Origin of the sequence: Pseudomonas gozinkensis (assembly GCF_014863585.1) — a bacterium.
GTDB lineage: Bacteria > Pseudomonadota > Gammaproteobacteria > Pseudomonadales > Pseudomonadaceae > Aquipseudomonas > Aquipseudomonas gozinkensis.
Map to the genome: position 1 here is coordinate 2,246,819 of NZ_CP062253.1, position 15,781 is coordinate 2,262,599.

A 15,781-nucleotide genomic window follows, 5' to 3' on the forward strand; every position below is an offset into this window, starting at 1 on the left:
GCCTTTTCTTTTGAGTAACGATCAACCGCAGGCTTTCAGGTTCACCGGGCCGACAAATTCGTTACCGCGTCCCATCACGCACGCCACGCTCTGATTACGCTGGCGCTCCCAGTCTTGCACCGGATAAGTCTTGTCCCAGGCTTCGTACAGTTGCCGATCCTGCTTCGACAAGCGCAAGCCATATTGTTTGCTCATGTAAAAATAGGTGCGGGCGATCATGCCGCGAATCGATGGGCGGGGCATGACCTTCTTCGCCTTGAAGTCGACCTGAGTCAGGCATGAGCCGTACTGACCTTTTTCGACCGGCAGCCAACCGTAACTGAAGTTGCTGCGGTCACCATTCACCTCGCCAATGCTCGGCACCAGGTTGTGCAGGTCGGCTTCGGCTTTCTGATAGCTCGGGTCGTAGCGTGTGCAATTCTTGCGACCACCTTCCTGCCAGCATTGACGCTGATGGCCGAACTGCCACGCGGGAACGATATGCTCCCATTCGATGCGGGATGCCCGTTTGGCGTTCTTGCGCGGGACATAGCCGCAGGCGGCCAGATCAACCTTGTTGCCGGTGTATTTGCACCCGCAATAAAACTCGGTGGATTGTGGTGCGTACAGCTTCCAGGCGACCTTCTTGGCCTCGGTGAACGTACGCGGTGCACCGGCTTGCGCACCCAGGGAAATGAACAGCAACAGCACAGCAACAAAACGCAGAATCATTGAATCAATCTTCCTTCGGCACAACCCAGAAAATCTGTACGCCGCCATCGTCGCGGTAGGCGAGGGTGACGTTGTCGTTTTCGTCGATCTCTTCCAGCAAGCGCTCCCAGTCATCCACCGGCTCGTCCGGAAGGCGGAAGATCAGTGCGGCTTTGACTTTTTGTGCGGTGGGGGAGTTGATGATTTTTTGAACGCGCATGCCCATGCGTTCGTAAGCGTCAGGAGCATCAGGGGAAGTGGCCACGAGGTTATCCTTATTAAGCTGTACGTGCATACAGTATTTAACTGTAGGCATTTTCGCAACTGCTTAAAATTCAAGAAAATCCTCTGACAGCGGTTTTCCGGTTTTGATGTCACTCAGGTGAAATTTTTCTTTGGAGGAGGTGCAAGCTTCCCCCTCCGTCAAGTTGACGAAGGGGGAAGTCAGTGCCCGATCAGGAAAAGATCAGGCGAGGTCAAATCAGTATTCCCAGAACATCCGTTGCAGCTCTTTGCTGTCGTTGGTCCTGGTCAGCGCGACCATTGCCAGGATGCGCGCTTTCTGTGGGTTCAGGTCGTGAGCAACTACCCAGTCGTATTTGTCGTCAGGCTGTTCGGCGTTACGCAGGACGAAACCACCGGCATTGACGTGAGACGAGCGAATGATCTGCACGCCGTCCTTGCGCAGCGCTTGCAGGGTCGGAACCACTCGGGAGGAAACCGAACCGTTGCCGGTACCGGCATGGATGATCGCCTTGGCGCCGGACTGGGCGAGGGCCTTGTAGGCTGTGTCGCTGACATTGCCGTAGGAATAAGCGATTTCTACATCAGGAAGGCTCTTGATGTTTTTGATGTCGAATTCCGAATCCATGGTGTGGCGCTTGGCTGGCAGGCGGAACCAGTAGGATTTGCCTTCGACCACCATGCCGAGCGGGCCCCAGGCGCTTTTGAAGGCTTCGGTCTTGATGTTGATCATCTTGCTGACATCGCGACCCGACTGGATTTCATCGTTCAGGGTCACCAGTACACCTTTGCCGCGCGCTTCTTTGCTGCTGGCGACGGCCACGGCGTTGTACAGGTTCAGCATGCCGTCCGCCGACATGGCGGTGCCCGGGCGCATGGAGCCGACGACGATGATCGGCTTTTCGGTTTTTTCCACCAGGTTCAGGAAGTACGCGGTCTCTTCCAGGGTGTCGGTGCCGTGGGTGATGACGATGCCATCGACGTCTTTGCTGTCGGCCAGTTCGGAAACACGACGACCCAATTGCAAAAGGTTTTCGTTGGTGATGCTTTCCGAGGCGATTTGCATGACCTGTTCGCCACGCACATTGGCCAGTTTGCTCAGCTCGGGAATACCGGCGATCAATTGTTCGACGCCAACCTTCGCGGCCTGATAGGTCGCGCTGTTCGCTGCGCTTGCGCCGGCGCCGGCGATGGTGCCGCCAGTGGCCAGTACTACCACGTTGGCCAGTTTGGCCTGGGTTTCAGCTTCTTTTGCCTGGAGGGCGGTTGGCAGGAGCAGGAGGAGGGCCAAAGCGCCCGGAACGAAACTCTTCAAAGCAGATGTCATTATTTTTCTCTCTAGTAGTGAGACGGTGCTGATGCAGGTTCATCTAGATGCGCCCCGGGCCGATCTGAATGCCAGGGGTGCAGGGAGGGAGCAGGATCTGTACCAGTCGTACTCTGCTTGAGAGAAATGTTTAACCTTATGATTTAAATCAAGATTTATTCGAAGATTGATTGTGAACTTGCCTCGCTCATCCGGGTTTCCGAACACAGGATGTTTTCTCGTTCGGCTCACCGAAAAGGACTACGAGCCTCGTCCACAGACTGAACTGGCTGCTTTTCAGATCTCTGCTAAAGAAAACGGTGCGCTGGCCGATGCGCCTTGATAGGGATCCAATTTTTCAGGAGTTCAAATGTCATTGACTATCGGTTTTTCAAATCCCGGTTCGGTCACGATCGGCGGCAAAACGGCCGCTACGATCAATGCAATGAGTGAAGCTGAAGCCGATGCGTCTGCCGATGCACTGGGTACCGAGAAGATTGAAAGCAATCAGGTCAGAACCGGTGGTCCCGCCCAGGAGGCAAGCGCAAGCGAGGCTGGAAGCGGTGACAATCTGAGCGTCACAATCAAGACGCTGCTCAAACGGATGCAGGAACTGCAGAAGCAGCTTCAGGAGCAGCAACAGCAACTGGCTGCCGCGCAAGCTGCGAGTTACCCAACCCCCGAAGCCAAGTCGCAGGCGGTGATGTCCATCCAGGGGCAGATCGCTCAAACCAGCGGTGCGCTGCTGGAAGTCTCGGCTGCATTGGTCAAGGAAATGTCGAAGGGTTCTTCTGCCGGTAATGTGGTCAACACTACGGCTTGAGCACTCAAGGGCGAATCCGTGGATTCGCCCTGTAATACGATGCCGATTTCTGATTGTTGACAAACGTCGGCGTGATTCGCATAGTTCGGTCTACGCAAACGTTTGCGCGGCCTTCGCGACGGAATAATATCGTCGCGGGTGCAGCGAGCTTACGCCAGCGCAAGCGTTGCTCACAATAATCATAAGATCGGAGTGAACCCATGAAGCTGCCATTCGCTGGACGTCTTCTTGCTGTTGCCATGCTGGCTGCCGCATCCGCCGCACTGCCTGTCTCTTCGGCTTTCGCCGAATCCCCTGAAAAACCCAAAGTCGCCTTGGTCATGAAATCCCTGGCCAACGAATTCTTCCTGACCATGGAAGACGGCGCCAAGGCCTACCAGAAAGAACATTCCGCCGATTTCGACCTGATCTCCAACGGCATCAAGGACGAAACCGACACGGCGGGGCAAACGCGCATCGTCGAGCAGATGATTCTGGCGAAGGTCAACGCGCTGGTGATTGCGCCGTCTGATTCGAAGGCGATGGTGCCGGTGATCAAGAAGGCTGTCGATGCGGGTATCACCGTGATCAACATCGACAACCAGCTCGATCCGGCCGTCATCAAAAGCAAGAATATCAGCGTGCCGTTCGTGGGGCCGGACAACCGCAAAGGCGCCCGTCTGGTAGGTGAATACCTGGCCAAGCAACTGAAAGCCGGGGACGAAGTCGGCATCATTGAAGGCGTCTCCACGACGACCAACGCTCAGCAGCGTACCGCTGGCTTCAAGGATGCGATGGAGGCTGCGCAGATCAAGGTCGTCTCCCTGCAGTCCGGTGATTGGGAAATCGACAAGGGCAACAAGGTGGCCGCTTCGATTCTCAGCGAGTACCCGGATGTCAAGGCGCTGCTGGCCGGCAACGACAGCATGGCCGTGGGCGCCGTTTCTGCCGTGCGTGCTGCCGGCAAGGCCGGTCAGGTGCAGGTTGTCGGCTACGACAACATCAATGCCATCAAGCCCATGCTCAAGGACGGCCGCGTTCTGGCGACTGCCGACCAGTACGCAGCGAAGCAAGCGGTGTTTGGCATCGAGACTGCGCTGAAAATCATCAAGGGCGAGAAAGTCGACAGTGGTACGAATGGTGTGATCGAAACCCCGGTCGAGCTGGTCACCAAGTAAGTCCTTTGGCGACACAACGGCGCTCGCCCGTCCGGGCGAGCGCATGGAGATTTTTATGTCAGTTTCCGCTCCGAACGCTGTCCTCTCGGTCAGCGGTATCGGCAAGACCTATGCGCAACCGGTTCTGACCGGCATCGACCTGACGTTGATGCGCGGTGAAGTGCTGGCGTTGACCGGCGAGAACGGTGCCGGCAAAAGCACCCTGTCGAAGATCATCGGCGGGCTGGTCACACCCACCACCGGCCAGATGCAGTTCCAGGGCAAGGAATATCGCCCCGGCAGCCGCACGCAGGCTGAAGAGCTGGGTGTGCGCATGGTCATGCAAGAGCTCAATCTGCTGCCGACCCTTTCGGTGGCGGAGAATCTGTTTCTCGACAACCTGCCAAGCAACGGTGGCTGGATCAGTCGCAAGCAGCTGCGCAAGGCCGCCATCGAAGCCATGGCCCAAGTCGGCCTCGATGCCATCGACCCGGACACACTCGTCGGCGAGCTGGGCATCGGTCACCAGCAGATGGTCGAGATCGCCCGTAACCTGATCGGCGATTGCCACGTGCTGATTCTCGACGAACCGACCGCAATGCTGACCGCGCGGGAGGTCGAGATGCTGTTCGAGCAGATCACTCGGTTGCAGGCGCGCGGCGTCTCGATCATCTACATCTCTCATCGCCTCGAAGAACTGGCTCGGGTCGCACAGCGTATTGCCGTGCTGCGTGACGGCAACCTGGTTTGCGTTGAACCGATGGCCAACTACAACAGCGAGCAACTGGTCACCCTGATGGTCGGTCGCGAGCTGGGCGAGCATATCGATCTGGGGGCTCGCCATATCGGCGCACCGGCCTTGACGATCAAAGGCCTGAGCCGCTCCGACAAGGTGCGCGATGTGTCCTTTGAAGTGCGCGCTGGTGAGATTTTTGGTATCTCGGGTCTGATCGGGGCAGGGCGCACCGAGCTTTTGCGGCTGATCTTCGGAGCCGATGTCGCGGACAGCGGCACGGTGGCGCTCGGTTCTCCGGCAAAAACGGTGAGCATTCGCTCGCCAGTCGATGCGGTGCGCAACGGTATCGCCTTGATCACCGAAGATCGCAAGGGCGAAGGCCTGCTGTTGAGTCAGTCGATCAGCGCCAACATTGCCCTGGGCAACATGCCGGAAATTTCCAGCGGCGGGTTCGTCAACAACGGCGATGAAACGAAGCTCGCGCAGCGACAGATCGACGCCATGCGCATTCGCAGTTCCAGCCCGACGCAACTGGTGTCCGAGCTGTCCGGCGGCAACCAGCAAAAAGTGGTGATCGGGCGCTGGCTTGAGCGCGACTGTTCGGTCCTGCTGTTCGACGAGCCGACTCGCGGCATCGATGTCGGCGCCAAATTCGATATCTATGCCTTGCTCGGCGAATTGACCCGTCAGGGCAAGGCGCTGGTTGTGGTGTCCAGTGATCTGCGTGAGTTGATGCTGATCTGCGACCGTATCGGCGTGCTGTCGGCAGGGCGTCTGATCGACACCTTCGAGCGCGACAGCTGGACCCAGGATGACTTGCTTGCCGCCGCGTTCGCCGGCTACCAGAAACGTGATGCGCTGCTCAACGAAGCAGCGCCTAGGGATCTCCCATGAAAACTGCATCTTCCGCCGGCAAATCCAGTGGCAATTTCTACGGCCTCGGCACTTATCTGGGGCTCGCCGGTGCCTTGCTGGCAATGATTGCGCTGTTCTCGGTCATGAGCAGCCATTTCCTGTCGTATAACACCTTCAGCACCCTGGCCAACCAGATTCCCGACCTGATGGTTCTGGCGGTGGGCATGACGTTCGTCCTGATCATCGGCGGGATCGACCTGTCGGTAGGCTCGGTGCTGGCACTCGCGGCCTCCACGGTCAGCGTGGCGATTCTTGGCTGGGGCTGGAGCGTATTGCCGGCTGCCTTGTTGGGGATGGCCGTCGCGGCGTTGGCCGGCACGGTTACCGGCTCGATTACCGTGGCGTGGCGAATTCCGTCATTCATTGTGTCGCTCGGTGTGCTGGAGATGGCCCGTGGCCTGGCCTATCAGATGACCGGTTCGCGCACGGCCTACATCGGTGACTCGTTCGCCTGGCTGTCGAACCCGATCGCATTCGGTATTTCGCCGTCGTTCATCATTGCCTTGCTGGTTATCTTCGTTGCCCAGGCCGTTCTGACCCGTACCGTGTTCGGTCGCTACCTGATCGGCATTGGCACCAACGAAGAAGCGGTGCGTCTGGCGGGGATCAATCCCAAGCCCTACAAGATCCTGGTGTTCAGCCTGATGGGCCTGCTTGCCGGCATTGCGGCGCTGTTCCAGATTTCCCGGCTGGAAGCGGCCGATCCGAATGCCGGTTCCGGCCTTGAACTGCAAGTGATCGCTGCCGTGGTGATCGGCGGCACCAGTCTGATGGGTGGGCGTGGTTCGGTGATCAGTACCTTTTTCGGTGTGCTGATCATCTCCGTGCTGGCGGCCGGTCTTGCGCAGATTGGCGCGACCGAGCCGACCAAGCGCATCATCACGGGTGCTGTGATCGTGATCGCCGTGGTGCTCGACACCTATCGCAGTCAACGCGCAAGCCGACGGGGCTGATAAATGGCAACGATCAAGGATGTGGCGGCACTTGCAGGAATTTCCTACACGACCGTGTCCCACGTAGTGAACAAGACCCGACCGGTGAGCGAAGAAGTGCGGCTCAAGGTCGAGGCGGCAATCAAGAGTCTCGACTATGTGCCGAGCGCCGTGGCCCGTTCGCTGAAAGCGAAAACCACCGCCACCATCGGCTTGCTGGTGCCCAACAGCCTCAACCCGTACTTCGCTGAGCTGGCGCGCGGGATCGAGGATTACTGCGAGCGTAACGGCTACTGCGTGATTCTCTGCAACTCCGACGACAACCCGGACAAGCAGCGCAGCTACCTGCGGGTCCTGCTGGAAAAGCGCATCGACGGCCTGATCGTCGCCTCGGCGGGTGGCGACAGTGGTCTGGCGCAAGGACTGGCGGGCGTAAAGACGCCGATGGTGATTGTCGACCGTGGACTTGAAGGCGTGGACGCCGACCTGGTGCGCATCGATCACGAATATGGCGCGTACCTCGCGACGCGGCATCTGCTTGAGCTCGGACATCGGGATATCGCCACGATCGGTGGCCCGGCCAGCACCAGCGTCGCGCAAATGCGTCAGGCCGGTTTTTCTCGAGCGCTGAAAGAGGCCGGTGTTGAAGTGCCTCCGTCGCGCATGCTGGAAAGTGACTTCACCAGCACCGGCGGTTACAGCGCGGCTTCCGTCCTGCTTGAGCGCAATCCGCCGAGCGCGATCTTCGCCGGTAACGACATGATCGGTATCGGGGTGCTGCGGGCGGCGGCGGAACGCAACGTGCGCGTGCCCGCCGAGCTGTCGGTGATCGGCTTCGACGATATCCAGATGAGTCGTTACGTGTATCCAGCGCTGACGACCGTGGGCCAGTCGATCCTGCAACTGGGCGAGATGGCTGCGGAAGTGTTGTTGCGAAGAATTGCTACGCCGGATCTGGCGACGGATCAGCGGATCGTGACCCCGAGTATTGTCCTGCGCGAATCGACTGCACCGCTGTCCGGCGTGTTCACCGAATACCGCTGAAACGAATTGAAGAGTAGTGATGTATGTCCGCAAATGTAGTGGTAATAGGCAGCCTGAACATGGACCTGGTCACCCGGGCGCCGCGTTTGCCCCGGGGTGGTGAGACGCTGATCGGCCATTCCTTCGCGACCGTGTCCGGTGGCAAGGGCGCCAATCAGGCGGTGGCTGCTGCGCGGCTGGGTGCGAAGGTGTCGATGGTCGGCTGTGTCGGCAACGATGACTATGGCGTGCAATTGCGCGACGCGTTGCTGGCCGAGCAGATCGATTGTCAGGCGGTCAGCGTGGTGGAAGATTCCAGTGGCGTGGCGCTGATCGTGGTCGATGACAACAGTCAGAACGCGATTGTCATCGTGGCCGGTGCCAATGGTTCGATGACTCCGGCGGTTGTCGACCGGTTCGACGCTGTTCTGCAGGCTGCCGATGTGATCATCTGCCAGCTGGAAATACCCGATGCCACCGTAGGCCATGCCCTGAAGCGCGGGCATGAACTGGGCAAGACGGTCATCCTCAACCCGGCGCCGGCCAGTCGCCCGCTGCCGGCGGATTGGTTTGCGGCCATCGATTACCTGATTCCCAACGAGAGCGAGGCCGCCGCCCTCAGCGGTTTGCCGGTGGACTCGCTGGCGACCGCTGAAAAAGCCGCTGAGCACCTTATTTCAATGGGCGCTGGCAAAGTCATCATTACGCTGGGCGCTCAAGGGTCCTTGTTCGCCAATGGCACGGGTTACCAGCATTTTCCTGCACCGAAAGTGAAGGCTGTCGATACCACTGCCGCCGGGGACACCTTTGTCGGCGGGTTTGCGGCTGCACTGGCGGCCGGCAAAGCCGTGGACGAGGCCATTCGTTTTGGACAGATCGCTGCGGCCCTGTCGGTTACCCGGGCAGGTGCCCAGCCCTCCATTCCCACCACCTCCGACGTACAGGCATTCAAACCCGCATGAAAAAGACTCCTTTGCTCAATGTCGCCCTGTCGCGGCTGATTGCTTCCCTCGGCCACGGCGACATGGTCGTGATCGGCGACGCCGGCCTGCCGGTACCGCCGGGTGTCGAGTTGATCGACCTGGCGCTGACGCACGGCGTACCGGATTTCGTCAGCACCCTGAAAGTCGTGCTCAGTGAGATGCAGGTGGAAAGCCACGCGCTGGCCAAGGAGATTTTCGACAAGCAACCGACTGCGCTGTCCACGCTGGACGAGCTGAATGACGAAGGCTCGCTGGGGAGGCGTGACCTGCTCAGTCACGAGCAATTCAAAGTGCTCAGCCGACAGGCACGAGCGATCGTTCGTACGGGCGAATGCCAGCCGTACTGCAACATCGTGCTGGTGTCTGGAGTTACGTTCTAAACAGGGTTCGCCCCTTTTGATTTCATCTGCACAAGGAATGCGCCATGCACCGCTATGCTCAAAAAATGCATCAATTGATTCGGAGTCTGCTGCTTTTGTCCGTGATAACCGCGACCGGCGCCCAGGCGGCGGAAAAGATCGACCTGATCATCGACACCGATCCGGGCGCCGACGACGTGGTCGCCCTGTTGTTTGCCCTGGCCTCCCCGGAGGAGCTGAACATTCGTGCGTTGACCACCGTTGCCGGCAACGTGCGTCTGGACAAGACTTCGCGCAATGCCCGGTTGGCCCGTGAGTGGGCAGGGCGGGAGGAGATTCCGGTGTACGCCGGTGCGCCGAAACCGCTGATGCGTACGCCGATCTACGCTGAAAACATTCATGGCAAGGAAGGCTTGTCGGGTGTCGCCGTGCACGAGCCGAAGAAGGGGCTGGCCGAAGGCAACGCGGTCAACTACCTGATCGACACCCTGAAAAAAGCCAAGCCACACAGCATCACCATCGCGATGCTCGGCCCGCAGACCAACCTGGCGCTGGCGCTGATCCAGGAGCCGGAGATCGTTCAGGGGATCAAGGAAGTGGTGGTCATGGGGGGCGCCCACTTCAACGGCGGCAACATCACGCCAGTGGCCGAGTTCAACCTGTACGCCGACCCGCAGGCAGCAGAGGTGGTACTGAAAAGCGGTGTGAAACTGACTTACCTGCCGCTGGACGTGACTCACAAGATCCTGACCAGCGATGCGCGCCTGAAGCAGATCGCGGCGCTTAACAACAATGCAAGCAAGATTGTCGGCGACATCCTCAACGAGTACATCAAAGGGGATATGGAGCACTACGGCATTCCGGGTGGCCCGGTGCATGACGCCACTGTCGTGGCTTATCTGCTCAAGCCTGAGCTGTTCACCGGTCGGTCGGTGAATGTGGTGGTCGACAGCCGTGAGGGTCCGACGTTCGGCCAGACCATTGTCGACTGGTATGACGGCCTGAAGGCACCGAAGAACGCCTTCTGGGTGGAGAACGGCGATGCCCAGGGCTTCTTCGATCTGCTGACCGAGCGTCTGAAGCGCCTGAAGTAAGCTATACGCCCGCGAGTGCCAGCTTGCGGGCTTTTACTCCCTCTCGGTGTCCGATGTCCCTTTGAAGTCATCGGGATACTTCTCGAACAGCTGGGCGATGAACGACTGCGCGCCTTGCGTTCCCAGCGTCTTCACCAGCAAGTCGATGCTGATCAATGCCAATTCCTCCGGGCTGCCCGGACTGTAAGAGCTGTGCCCTTGCGGCCAGGTGGCCTTGATGTCGGCGGTAATGCTTACGGTGGTCATGGCAAGGCTCGGTCACGATATCGGAGTCTTGAGTTAACCACTTTGCCGAGCGTTTGGCACTGCGACTTAGGCATGAGCGCAGGGCTATGCGACACTTGGTCGTTTCCGCCAAAAAACAAGGATTGCGCTGTGCAGATCGATTTGAATAGCCCCGACGGCCTGACACTTGATGCTGTCCGCCGGATGCTGGCGTCGGCCAGTGATGATGAACACACCCAACTGCGCGTGACCAAGGGCGGGATTGCCTATATCTCTTCGGGTGTCACTGGCGGTCAGGACATTGACGGCCTGTTGTTTCGCCTGGAAACCTGGGCAAAAGGCTCGGGGTATGTGGGAAATGTCGCAGCGAGCGACGAAGTCTGGGTCATGCAGATCTTCAATGCGCTCAAGGATAACTGGCCGAATCCGCCCTTCGACTACATTGATGTCTACTGAGCGTCATTAATATTCAGTGACGTTTTACGAGGTGATGCTTCAGGCGTTGCTCAGGCACACTCGGCGTTTTTCCGATCGTGGGGCAGGGTGACAGCACTCACCGTGAAACCAAACGCCGTATTGGCGGTCGCACGATCTCTGCTCAAAATTGAAATAAGGAGGCTTCAATGCCTTGGAAGTTCGCGTCACTGGGTGCACTGATGGCCGTTGCTTTGTTGGGTGGTTGCACCACGACCTCCAGCGAGTCGCAGAAGGATCCCGTGGCGACTGAGGCCGGACATGGTCGTTGTGAAGCGTCAGCTGCGGAGTTCGCTCTCGGAAAGAAAGCTTCGCCGGAGCTCTTGGAGCAGGCGCGCAAAAAAGCCGGTGCGCAGAACGCCCGGTTCCTCAAGCCAAATGACATGATTACTTTGGAGTACCGCTCCGATCGCCTCAACCTGAATACTGATCAGAACCTGGTGGTCACTCGCGTCAACTGCGGCTGAGTTTCGAGCTTTTGTTTCACCCATAAAAAACCCCGTCACATGGACGGGGTTTTTTTAGCGCGCCGGGAGATTACTCTGGGCGAACTTGTGCAGCTTGCATACCCTTTTGGCCTTTCTCAGCCACGAAGGAAACGGTCTGGCCTTCTTTCAGGCTTTTGAAACCGTCGGATTCGATAGCTTTGAAGTGTACGAACAGGTCGTCACCGCCACCTTGAGGAGTGATGAAGCCGAAGCCTTTTTCATCGTTGAACCATTTAACGGTGCCGGTTTGGCGATTAGACATGGTGTATCTCCAAGAAACATATATTTTCAGTAGTACTGTGCTGCTCAGGCCAACTGGGCACACTGGGGTATCATAGTCGAAATGTTCGCTTTGGTAGCCCCCCGGACGTGCTGTTTGCCAATCAGTCGTGTTTTCTTTACTGCCTGTTTCGGCTGGAGGCCCCGGTTTAAAAGGCTTCTGGCGAAAAATAAAGACAATAAAAAAACCTGTAAAACCTGCATAAATCGTACGAAAAGGCCTGAATCAGATGCTTTTGAGCGGTGCTGGGAGCAGTGAAAAGGCCTGATTCATCATTTTTTCGCCGGGGTGTTGGCCTTGCATTTGGCAATTTGCCCCAGGGCTTTCTGCTGCAGTTCCTGGCTAGCCTTGTTGTCCATCAGCGCCTGGATGTCGCTGGCCGGGTAGGACTTGATGGCATCGGCACCGCACGCGCAGTGGGATTTTGCTGCAGCGGCACCGATTTGCGGAGTGGCCGCCTGGGTGCACTGAGCCATGTATTTATCACGCTCGCCCTTTGGCCAGTCGGCGTGGGCGCTCAGCGGCAGCAGCAAAACGAGGGGGGCGACTGCAGCAAGCAGGGTGTTAAGACGCATGCGAGGATGCTCCTTGTGGGTCAATGTCTTGTTATCTGAGGGCCCAAAGGCCGATCAAGTTCAGCACTCTGGCATAAAACGGACGATTTGCCTCTCGGTAAAACCAGAGTGCATCGGTGACCGTTCATCTGTGCTAGCATGCCTGGCTCGGGCGTTCGCAGGCTCCGGATGGCCATAAGTCCCCGCAGCGGCAGCGTACGAACATTCTGAATTGAATCCCAGTCACTCTGGTTCGGTTTTCCGGTTGGCCGCAAGGCTCCTGCCGCTGTAAGGCAGGCGTTCGTCATTGAATGGCCTGGATCGGATCTTGTACTGGCTCATCCCAACCCACGTGACCTTTGGTAGGGGTCACCACTAGGAGAGGAGGCGCCATGCCAACTATTACTCTTCCCGACGGCAGTCAACGTTCATTCGATCACCCGGTTTCCGTAGCCGAGGTCGCCGCATCCATTGGTGCCGGTCTGGCCAAGGCCACCGTGGCCGGCAAGGTCAACGGCAAGCTCGTCGACGCCTGCGACATCATCGACAGCGACGCGACGCTGCAAATCATCACGCCAAAGGATGAAGAGGGGCTGGAGATCATTCGCCACTCTTGCGCACACCTGGTCGGTCATGCGGTCAAGCAGCTGTATCCGACTGCAAAAATGGTCATCGGGCCGGTTATCGACGAAGGCTTCTATTACGATATCGCCTTCGAGCGTCCTTTTACTCCGGACGACATGGCGGCCATCGAACAGCGTATGCAACAGCTGATCGATACAGAATATGACGTCATCAAGAAAGTCACTCCGCGTGCCGAAGTGATCGAAGTGTTCAAGGCCCGTGGCGAAGACTATAAGCTGCGTCTGGTCGAAGACATGCCGAACGAGCAGGCCATGGGCCTGTACTATCACGAAGAATATGTCGACATGTGCCGCGGTCCGCATGTGCCGAACACCCGCTTCCTGAAATCCTTCAAGCTGACCAAACTGTCGGGCGCTTACTGGCGCGGTGATGCCAAGAACGAGCAATTGCAGCGCGTTTACGGCACCGCCTGGGCTGACAAGAAGCAGCTGGCGGCTTACATCCAGCGTATCGAAGAGGCTGAAAAGCGCGATCACCGCAAGATCGGCAAGCGTCTGGGCCTGTTCCACACCCAGGAAGAAGCGCCGGGCATGGTGTTCTGGCACCCGAATGGCTGGACGCTGTACCAGGTACTCGAGCAGTACATGCGCAAAGTGCAGCGCGACAACGGCTATCTCGAGATCAAGACGCCGCAAGTCGTTGACCGCAGCCTGTGGGAGAAATCCGGGCACTGGGCAAACTACGCCGACAACATGTTCACTACCGAGTCGGAAAGCCGCGACTACGCCATCAAGCCGATGAACTGCCCATGCCACGTGCAGGTGTTCAACCAGGGCCTGAAGAGCTATCGCGAACTGCCGATGCGTCTGGCCGAGTTCGGTGCCTGTCACCGTAACGAGCCGTCGGGTGCGCTGCACGGCATCATGCGTGTGCGCGCTTTCACTCAGGACGATGCTCACATCTTCTGCACCGAAGAGCAGATGCAGGCTGAATCCGCTGCGTTCATCAAGCTGACCATGGATGTTTATCGCGACTTCGGATTTACCGACGTCGAGATGAAACTGTCCACTCGTCCGGAAAAGCGCGTCGGTTCCGACGAGTTGTGGGATCGCGCCGAAGCGGCCCTGGCTGCAGCCCTTGATAGCGCTGGTCTGCCATACGATCTGCAACCGGGTGAGGGTGCCTTCTACGGTCCGAAAATCGAATTCTCGCTGAAAGATTGCCTCGGCCGCGTGTGGCAGTGTGGTACCTTGCAGCTCGATTTCAACCTGCCTGTGCGTCTGGGGGCCGAATACGTCTCCGAAGACAACAGCCGCAAGCATCCGGTGATGTTGCACCGTGCGATCCTCGGTTCGTTCGAGCGTTTCGTCGGGATTCTGATCGAGCACTACGAAGGTGCATTCCCTGCGTGGCTGGCGCCAACCCAGGCAGTGATCATGAATATCACTGATAAACAGGCAGATTTCGTCGCTCAGGTCGAAAAAACTCTCAACGAAAGCGGGTTTCGTGCCAAGTCCGACTTGAGAAATGAAAAGATCGGCTTTAAAATCCGCGAGCATACTTTGCTCAAGGTTCCATATCTCTTGGTTATTGGGGATAAGGAAGTCGAGATGCAGACTGTCGCTGTGCGTACTCGTGAAGGTGCTGACCTGGGCTCGATGCCCGTCGCCCAGTTCGCTGAGTTTCTCGCGCAAGCGGTTTCCCGGCGTGGTCGCCCAGATTCGGAGTAATTATTATTAAGCGTGAAATGAGACAAGATAAACGAGCTGCACCGAAAGCCCCGATCAACGAGAATATCTCGGCACGCGAGGTTCGGTTAATTGGCGCTGATGGCGAGCAGATTGGCATCGTCTCGATTGATGAAGCGCTTCGTATTGCTGAAGAAGCAAAGCTTGATCTGGTAGAAATCTCTGCCGACGCGGTCCCACCGGTTTGCCGTGTGATGGACTACGGCAAATCGATCTTCGAAAAGAAGAAGCAGATTGCTGCGGCGAAGAAGAACCAGAAGCAGATTCAGGTAAAAGAAATCAAGTTTCGTCCAGGGACGGAGGAAGGGGATTACCAGGTAAAACTGCGCAACCTGGTACGTTTCCTGAGTGACGGGGACAGGGCCAAGGTATCCTTGCGATTCCGCGGCCGTGAGATGGCCCACCAGGAGCTGGGGATGGAACTCCTCAAGCGGGTTGAACAAGACCTGCTCGAGTACGGTTCGGTCGAACAGCATCCTAAGATGGAAGGACGCCAGCTGATCATGGTCATCGCCCCGAAAAAGAAGAAGTAATCAACAGGGCACGGCAGGCCTTCTGATTATGTTTATCAACTGAATGCGGAGTATCCGAACATGCCAAAGATGAAAACCAAAAGTGGTGCTGCTAAGCGGTTTCTGAAAACTGCTAACGGTATCAAGCACAAGCACGCTTTCAAGAGCCACATCCTGACCAAAATGTCGACCAAGCGTAAGCGTCAACTGCGCGGTAGCAGCTTGCTGCATCCGTCTGACGTGGCAAAAGTCGAGCGCATGCTGCGCCTTCGTTAATTTTTGGATCAAGAATAGAGGAAGTAACTCATGGCTCGTGTAAAGCGTGGCGTCATTGCCCGTAAACGTCACAAAAAAATTCTGAAACTTGCTAAAGGCTACTACGGCGCACGCTCCCGCGTATTCCGTGTTGCCAAGCAAGCGGTAATCAAGGCAGGCCAATACGCCTACCGTGACCGTCGTCAGAAAAAACGTCAGTTCCGCGCTCTGTGGATCGCTCGTATCAATGCTGGTGCTCGTGTTAACGGTCTGTCCTACAGCCGTTTCATCGCTGGCCTGAAAAAAGCGTCCATCGAGATCGACCGTAAGGTTCTGGCTGATCTGGCAGTGAACGAAAAAGCGGCGTTTGCTGCGATTGTCGAGAAAGCTAAAGCCACCTTGGCTTAAGTACCCCCGACA

General features: G+C 57.7%; 20 protein-coding genes. 14 read left to right on the forward strand and 6 right to left on the reverse strand.

Annotation, left to right across the window (positions count from 1 at the left end; all coding sequences use genetic code 11):
* Positions 1-21: 21 nt before the first annotated feature.
* The 3 genes from IHQ43_RS10015 to IHQ43_RS10025 form a co-directional block, all read right to left on the reverse strand.
* A complete protein-coding gene (locus IHQ43_RS10015; RefSeq protein WP_192564202.1) occupies positions 22-711 on the reverse strand; it encodes an endonuclease in 690 nt (229 codons plus the stop codon).
* 4 nt (positions 712-715) lie between these two features.
* Positions 716-985 carry a DUF1654 domain-containing protein gene (locus tag IHQ43_RS10020; protein WP_425220302.1) on the reverse strand — a complete coding sequence of 90 codons (270 nt, stop codon included), beginning with the start codon at positions 983-985 and terminating at the stop codon, positions 716-718.
* A 186-nt stretch (positions 986-1,171) separates the two neighbouring features.
* Positions 1,172-2,260, reverse strand: a complete 1,089-nt coding sequence (locus IHQ43_RS10025; RefSeq protein WP_192564204.1) for an asparaginase — start codon at positions 2,258-2,260, stop codon at positions 1,172-1,174.
* A 349-nt stretch (positions 2,261-2,609) separates the two neighbouring features.
* On the opposite strand from IHQ43_RS10025, the gene IHQ43_RS10030 reads away from it, so the two are divergent.
* The 8 genes from IHQ43_RS10030 to IHQ43_RS10065 all read left to right on the forward strand — a co-directional run bounded on the left by IHQ43_RS10030 (position 2,610) and on the right by IHQ43_RS10065 (position 10,240).
* On the forward strand, positions 2,610-3,062 hold the full coding sequence (locus IHQ43_RS10030; protein WP_192564205.1) for a hypothetical protein: 453 nt from the start codon (positions 2,610-2,612) through the stop codon (positions 3,060-3,062).
* A gap of 200 nt (positions 3,063-3,262) precedes the next feature.
* Complete coding sequence (locus tag IHQ43_RS10035; protein WP_192564206.1) at positions 3,263-4,219, forward strand: sugar ABC transporter substrate-binding protein; 957 nt, start codon at positions 3,263-3,265, stop codon at positions 4,217-4,219.
* Between the two features lie 55 nt (positions 4,220-4,274).
* Positions 4,275-5,828, forward strand: a complete 1,554-nt coding sequence (locus tag IHQ43_RS10040) for a sugar ABC transporter ATP-binding protein (protein WP_192564207.1) — start codon at positions 4,275-4,277, stop codon at positions 5,826-5,828.
* On the forward strand, positions 5,825-6,802 hold the full coding sequence (locus IHQ43_RS10045; RefSeq protein WP_064594871.1) for an ABC transporter permease: 978 nt from the start codon (positions 5,825-5,827) through the stop codon (positions 6,800-6,802). The genes IHQ43_RS10040 and IHQ43_RS10045 overlap by 4 nt, the downstream gene beginning before the upstream one ends.
* Positions 6,803-6,805: 3 nt before the next feature.
* On the forward strand, positions 6,806-7,825 hold the full coding sequence (locus tag IHQ43_RS10050; protein ID WP_192564208.1) for a LacI family DNA-binding transcriptional regulator: 1,020 nt from the start codon (positions 6,806-6,808) through the stop codon (positions 7,823-7,825).
* 23 nt (positions 7,826-7,848) lie between these two features.
* Positions 7,849-8,766, forward strand: coding sequence for a ribokinase (gene rbsK, locus IHQ43_RS10055; RefSeq protein ID WP_192564209.1), 918 nt, complete (start codon positions 7,849-7,851; stop codon positions 8,764-8,766).
* Positions 8,763-9,167 (forward strand): D-ribose pyranase, encoded by a 405-nt coding sequence (gene rbsD / locus IHQ43_RS10060; RefSeq protein ID WP_007956017.1) that lies wholly within the window; start codon positions 8,763-8,765, stop codon positions 9,165-9,167. Before rbsK ends, rbsD begins: the two co-directional genes overlap by 4 nt.
* Before the next feature lie 44 nt (positions 9,168-9,211).
* The gene (locus IHQ43_RS10065) at positions 9,212-10,240 is read left to right on the forward strand and encodes a nucleoside hydrolase (RefSeq protein ID WP_192564210.1); all 1,029 of its coding nucleotides are present in this window, start codon (positions 9,212-9,214) and stop codon (positions 10,238-10,240) included.
* 33 nt (positions 10,241-10,273) lie between these two features.
* Here IHQ43_RS10065 and IHQ43_RS10070 read toward each other — a convergent pair whose 3' ends face one another.
* Positions 10,274-10,486, reverse strand: a complete 213-nt coding sequence (locus IHQ43_RS10070) for a hypothetical protein (protein WP_007956023.1) — start codon at positions 10,484-10,486, stop codon at positions 10,274-10,276.
* A 129-nt stretch (positions 10,487-10,615) separates the two neighbouring features.
* Here IHQ43_RS10070 and IHQ43_RS10075 point away from each other — a divergent pair, with 129 nt between their 5' ends.
* Entirely contained in the window at positions 10,616-10,921 is a 306-nt protein-coding gene (locus IHQ43_RS10075; RefSeq protein WP_179692044.1) for a hypothetical protein, read from the forward strand.
* Between the two features lie 167 nt (positions 10,922-11,088).
* Entirely contained in the window at positions 11,089-11,406 is a 318-nt protein-coding gene (locus IHQ43_RS10080; RefSeq protein WP_192564211.1) for an I78 family peptidase inhibitor, read from the forward strand.
* 70 nt (positions 11,407-11,476) lie between these two features.
* On the opposite strand, the gene IHQ43_RS10085 is transcribed toward IHQ43_RS10080, so the two are convergent.
* The gene (locus IHQ43_RS10085) at positions 11,477-11,689 is read right to left on the reverse strand and encodes a cold-shock protein (protein WP_003179963.1); all 213 of its coding nucleotides are present in this window, start codon (positions 11,687-11,689) and stop codon (positions 11,477-11,479) included.
* Between the two features lie 290 nt (positions 11,690-11,979).
* On the reverse strand, positions 11,980-12,282 hold the full coding sequence (locus tag IHQ43_RS10090; protein WP_192564212.1) for a hypothetical protein: 303 nt from the start codon (positions 12,280-12,282) through the stop codon (positions 11,980-11,982).
* A gap of 371 nt (positions 12,283-12,653) precedes the next feature.
* On the opposite strand from IHQ43_RS10090, the gene thrS reads away from it, so the two are divergent.
* The 4 genes from thrS to rplT are packed head-to-tail and all read left to right on the forward strand — an operon-like array spanning position 12,654 to position 15,769.
* Entirely contained in the window at positions 12,654-14,576 is a 1,923-nt protein-coding gene (gene thrS, locus IHQ43_RS10095; protein ID WP_007956031.1) for a threonine--tRNA ligase, read from the forward strand.
* Entirely contained in the window at positions 14,576-15,127 is a 552-nt protein-coding gene (gene infC / locus IHQ43_RS10100) for a translation initiation factor IF-3 (RefSeq protein ID WP_169432615.1), read from the forward strand. The genes thrS and infC overlap by 1 nt, the downstream gene beginning before the upstream one ends.
* Before the next feature lie 60 nt (positions 15,128-15,187).
* A complete protein-coding gene (rpmI, locus tag IHQ43_RS10105) occupies positions 15,188-15,382 on the forward strand; it encodes a 50S ribosomal protein L35 (protein ID WP_002553160.1) in 195 nt (64 codons plus the stop codon).
* Between the two features lie 30 nt (positions 15,383-15,412).
* Positions 15,413-15,769 carry a 50S ribosomal protein L20 gene (gene rplT / locus IHQ43_RS10110; protein WP_002553161.1) on the forward strand — a complete coding sequence of 119 codons (357 nt, stop codon included), beginning with the start codon at positions 15,413-15,415 and terminating at the stop codon, positions 15,767-15,769.
* Positions 15,770-15,781 lie beyond the last annotated feature (12 nt).

Coding starts and splice junctions, on each gene's coding strand:
- IHQ43_RS10045 (WP_064594871.1), top strand. CDS start 5,825: ATGAAAACTGCATCTTCCGCCGGCAAATCCAGTGGCAATTTCTACGGC.
- IHQ43_RS10030 (WP_192564205.1), top strand. CDS start 2,610: ATGTCATTGACTATCGGTTTTTCAAATCCCGGTTCGGTCACGATCGGC.
- rpmI (WP_002553160.1), top strand. CDS start 15,188: ATGCCAAAGATGAAAACCAAAAGTGGTGCTGCTAAGCGGTTTCTGAAA.
- IHQ43_RS10090 (WP_192564212.1), bottom strand. CDS start 12,282: ATGCGTCTTAACACCCTGCTTGCTGCAGTCGCCCCCCTCGTTTTGCTG.
- IHQ43_RS10085 (WP_003179963.1), bottom strand. CDS start 11,689: ATGTCTAATCGCCAAACCGGCACCGTTAAATGGTTCAACGATGAAAAA.
- IHQ43_RS10065 (WP_192564210.1), top strand. CDS start 9,212: ATGCACCGCTATGCTCAAAAAATGCATCAATTGATTCGGAGTCTGCTG.
- IHQ43_RS10040 (WP_192564207.1), top strand. CDS start 4,275: ATGTCAGTTTCCGCTCCGAACGCTGTCCTCTCGGTCAGCGGTATCGGC.
- IHQ43_RS10020 (WP_425220302.1), bottom strand. CDS start 985: ATGCACGTACAGCTTAATAAGGATAACCTCGTGGCCACTTCCCCTGAT.
- rbsD (WP_007956017.1), top strand. CDS start 8,763: ATGAAAAAGACTCCTTTGCTCAATGTCGCCCTGTCGCGGCTGATTGCT.
- rbsK (WP_192564209.1), top strand. CDS start 7,849: ATGTCCGCAAATGTAGTGGTAATAGGCAGCCTGAACATGGACCTGGTC.
- IHQ43_RS10035 (WP_192564206.1), top strand. CDS start 3,263: ATGAAGCTGCCATTCGCTGGACGTCTTCTTGCTGTTGCCATGCTGGCT.
- thrS (WP_007956031.1), top strand. CDS start 12,654: ATGCCAACTATTACTCTTCCCGACGGCAGTCAACGTTCATTCGATCAC.
- rplT (WP_002553161.1), top strand. CDS start 15,413: ATGGCTCGTGTAAAGCGTGGCGTCATTGCCCGTAAACGTCACAAAAAA.
- IHQ43_RS10050 (WP_192564208.1), top strand. CDS start 6,806: ATGGCAACGATCAAGGATGTGGCGGCACTTGCAGGAATTTCCTACACG.
- IHQ43_RS10025 (WP_192564204.1), bottom strand. CDS start 2,260: ATGACATCTGCTTTGAAGAGTTTCGTTCCGGGCGCTTTGGCCCTCCTC.
- IHQ43_RS10015 (WP_192564202.1), bottom strand. CDS start 711: ATGATTCTGCGTTTTGTTGCTGTGCTGTTGCTGTTCATTTCCCTGGGT.
- IHQ43_RS10080 (WP_192564211.1), top strand. CDS start 11,089: ATGCCTTGGAAGTTCGCGTCACTGGGTGCACTGATGGCCGTTGCTTTG.
- IHQ43_RS10070 (WP_007956023.1), bottom strand. CDS start 10,486: ATGACCACCGTAAGCATTACCGCCGACATCAAGGCCACCTGGCCGCAA.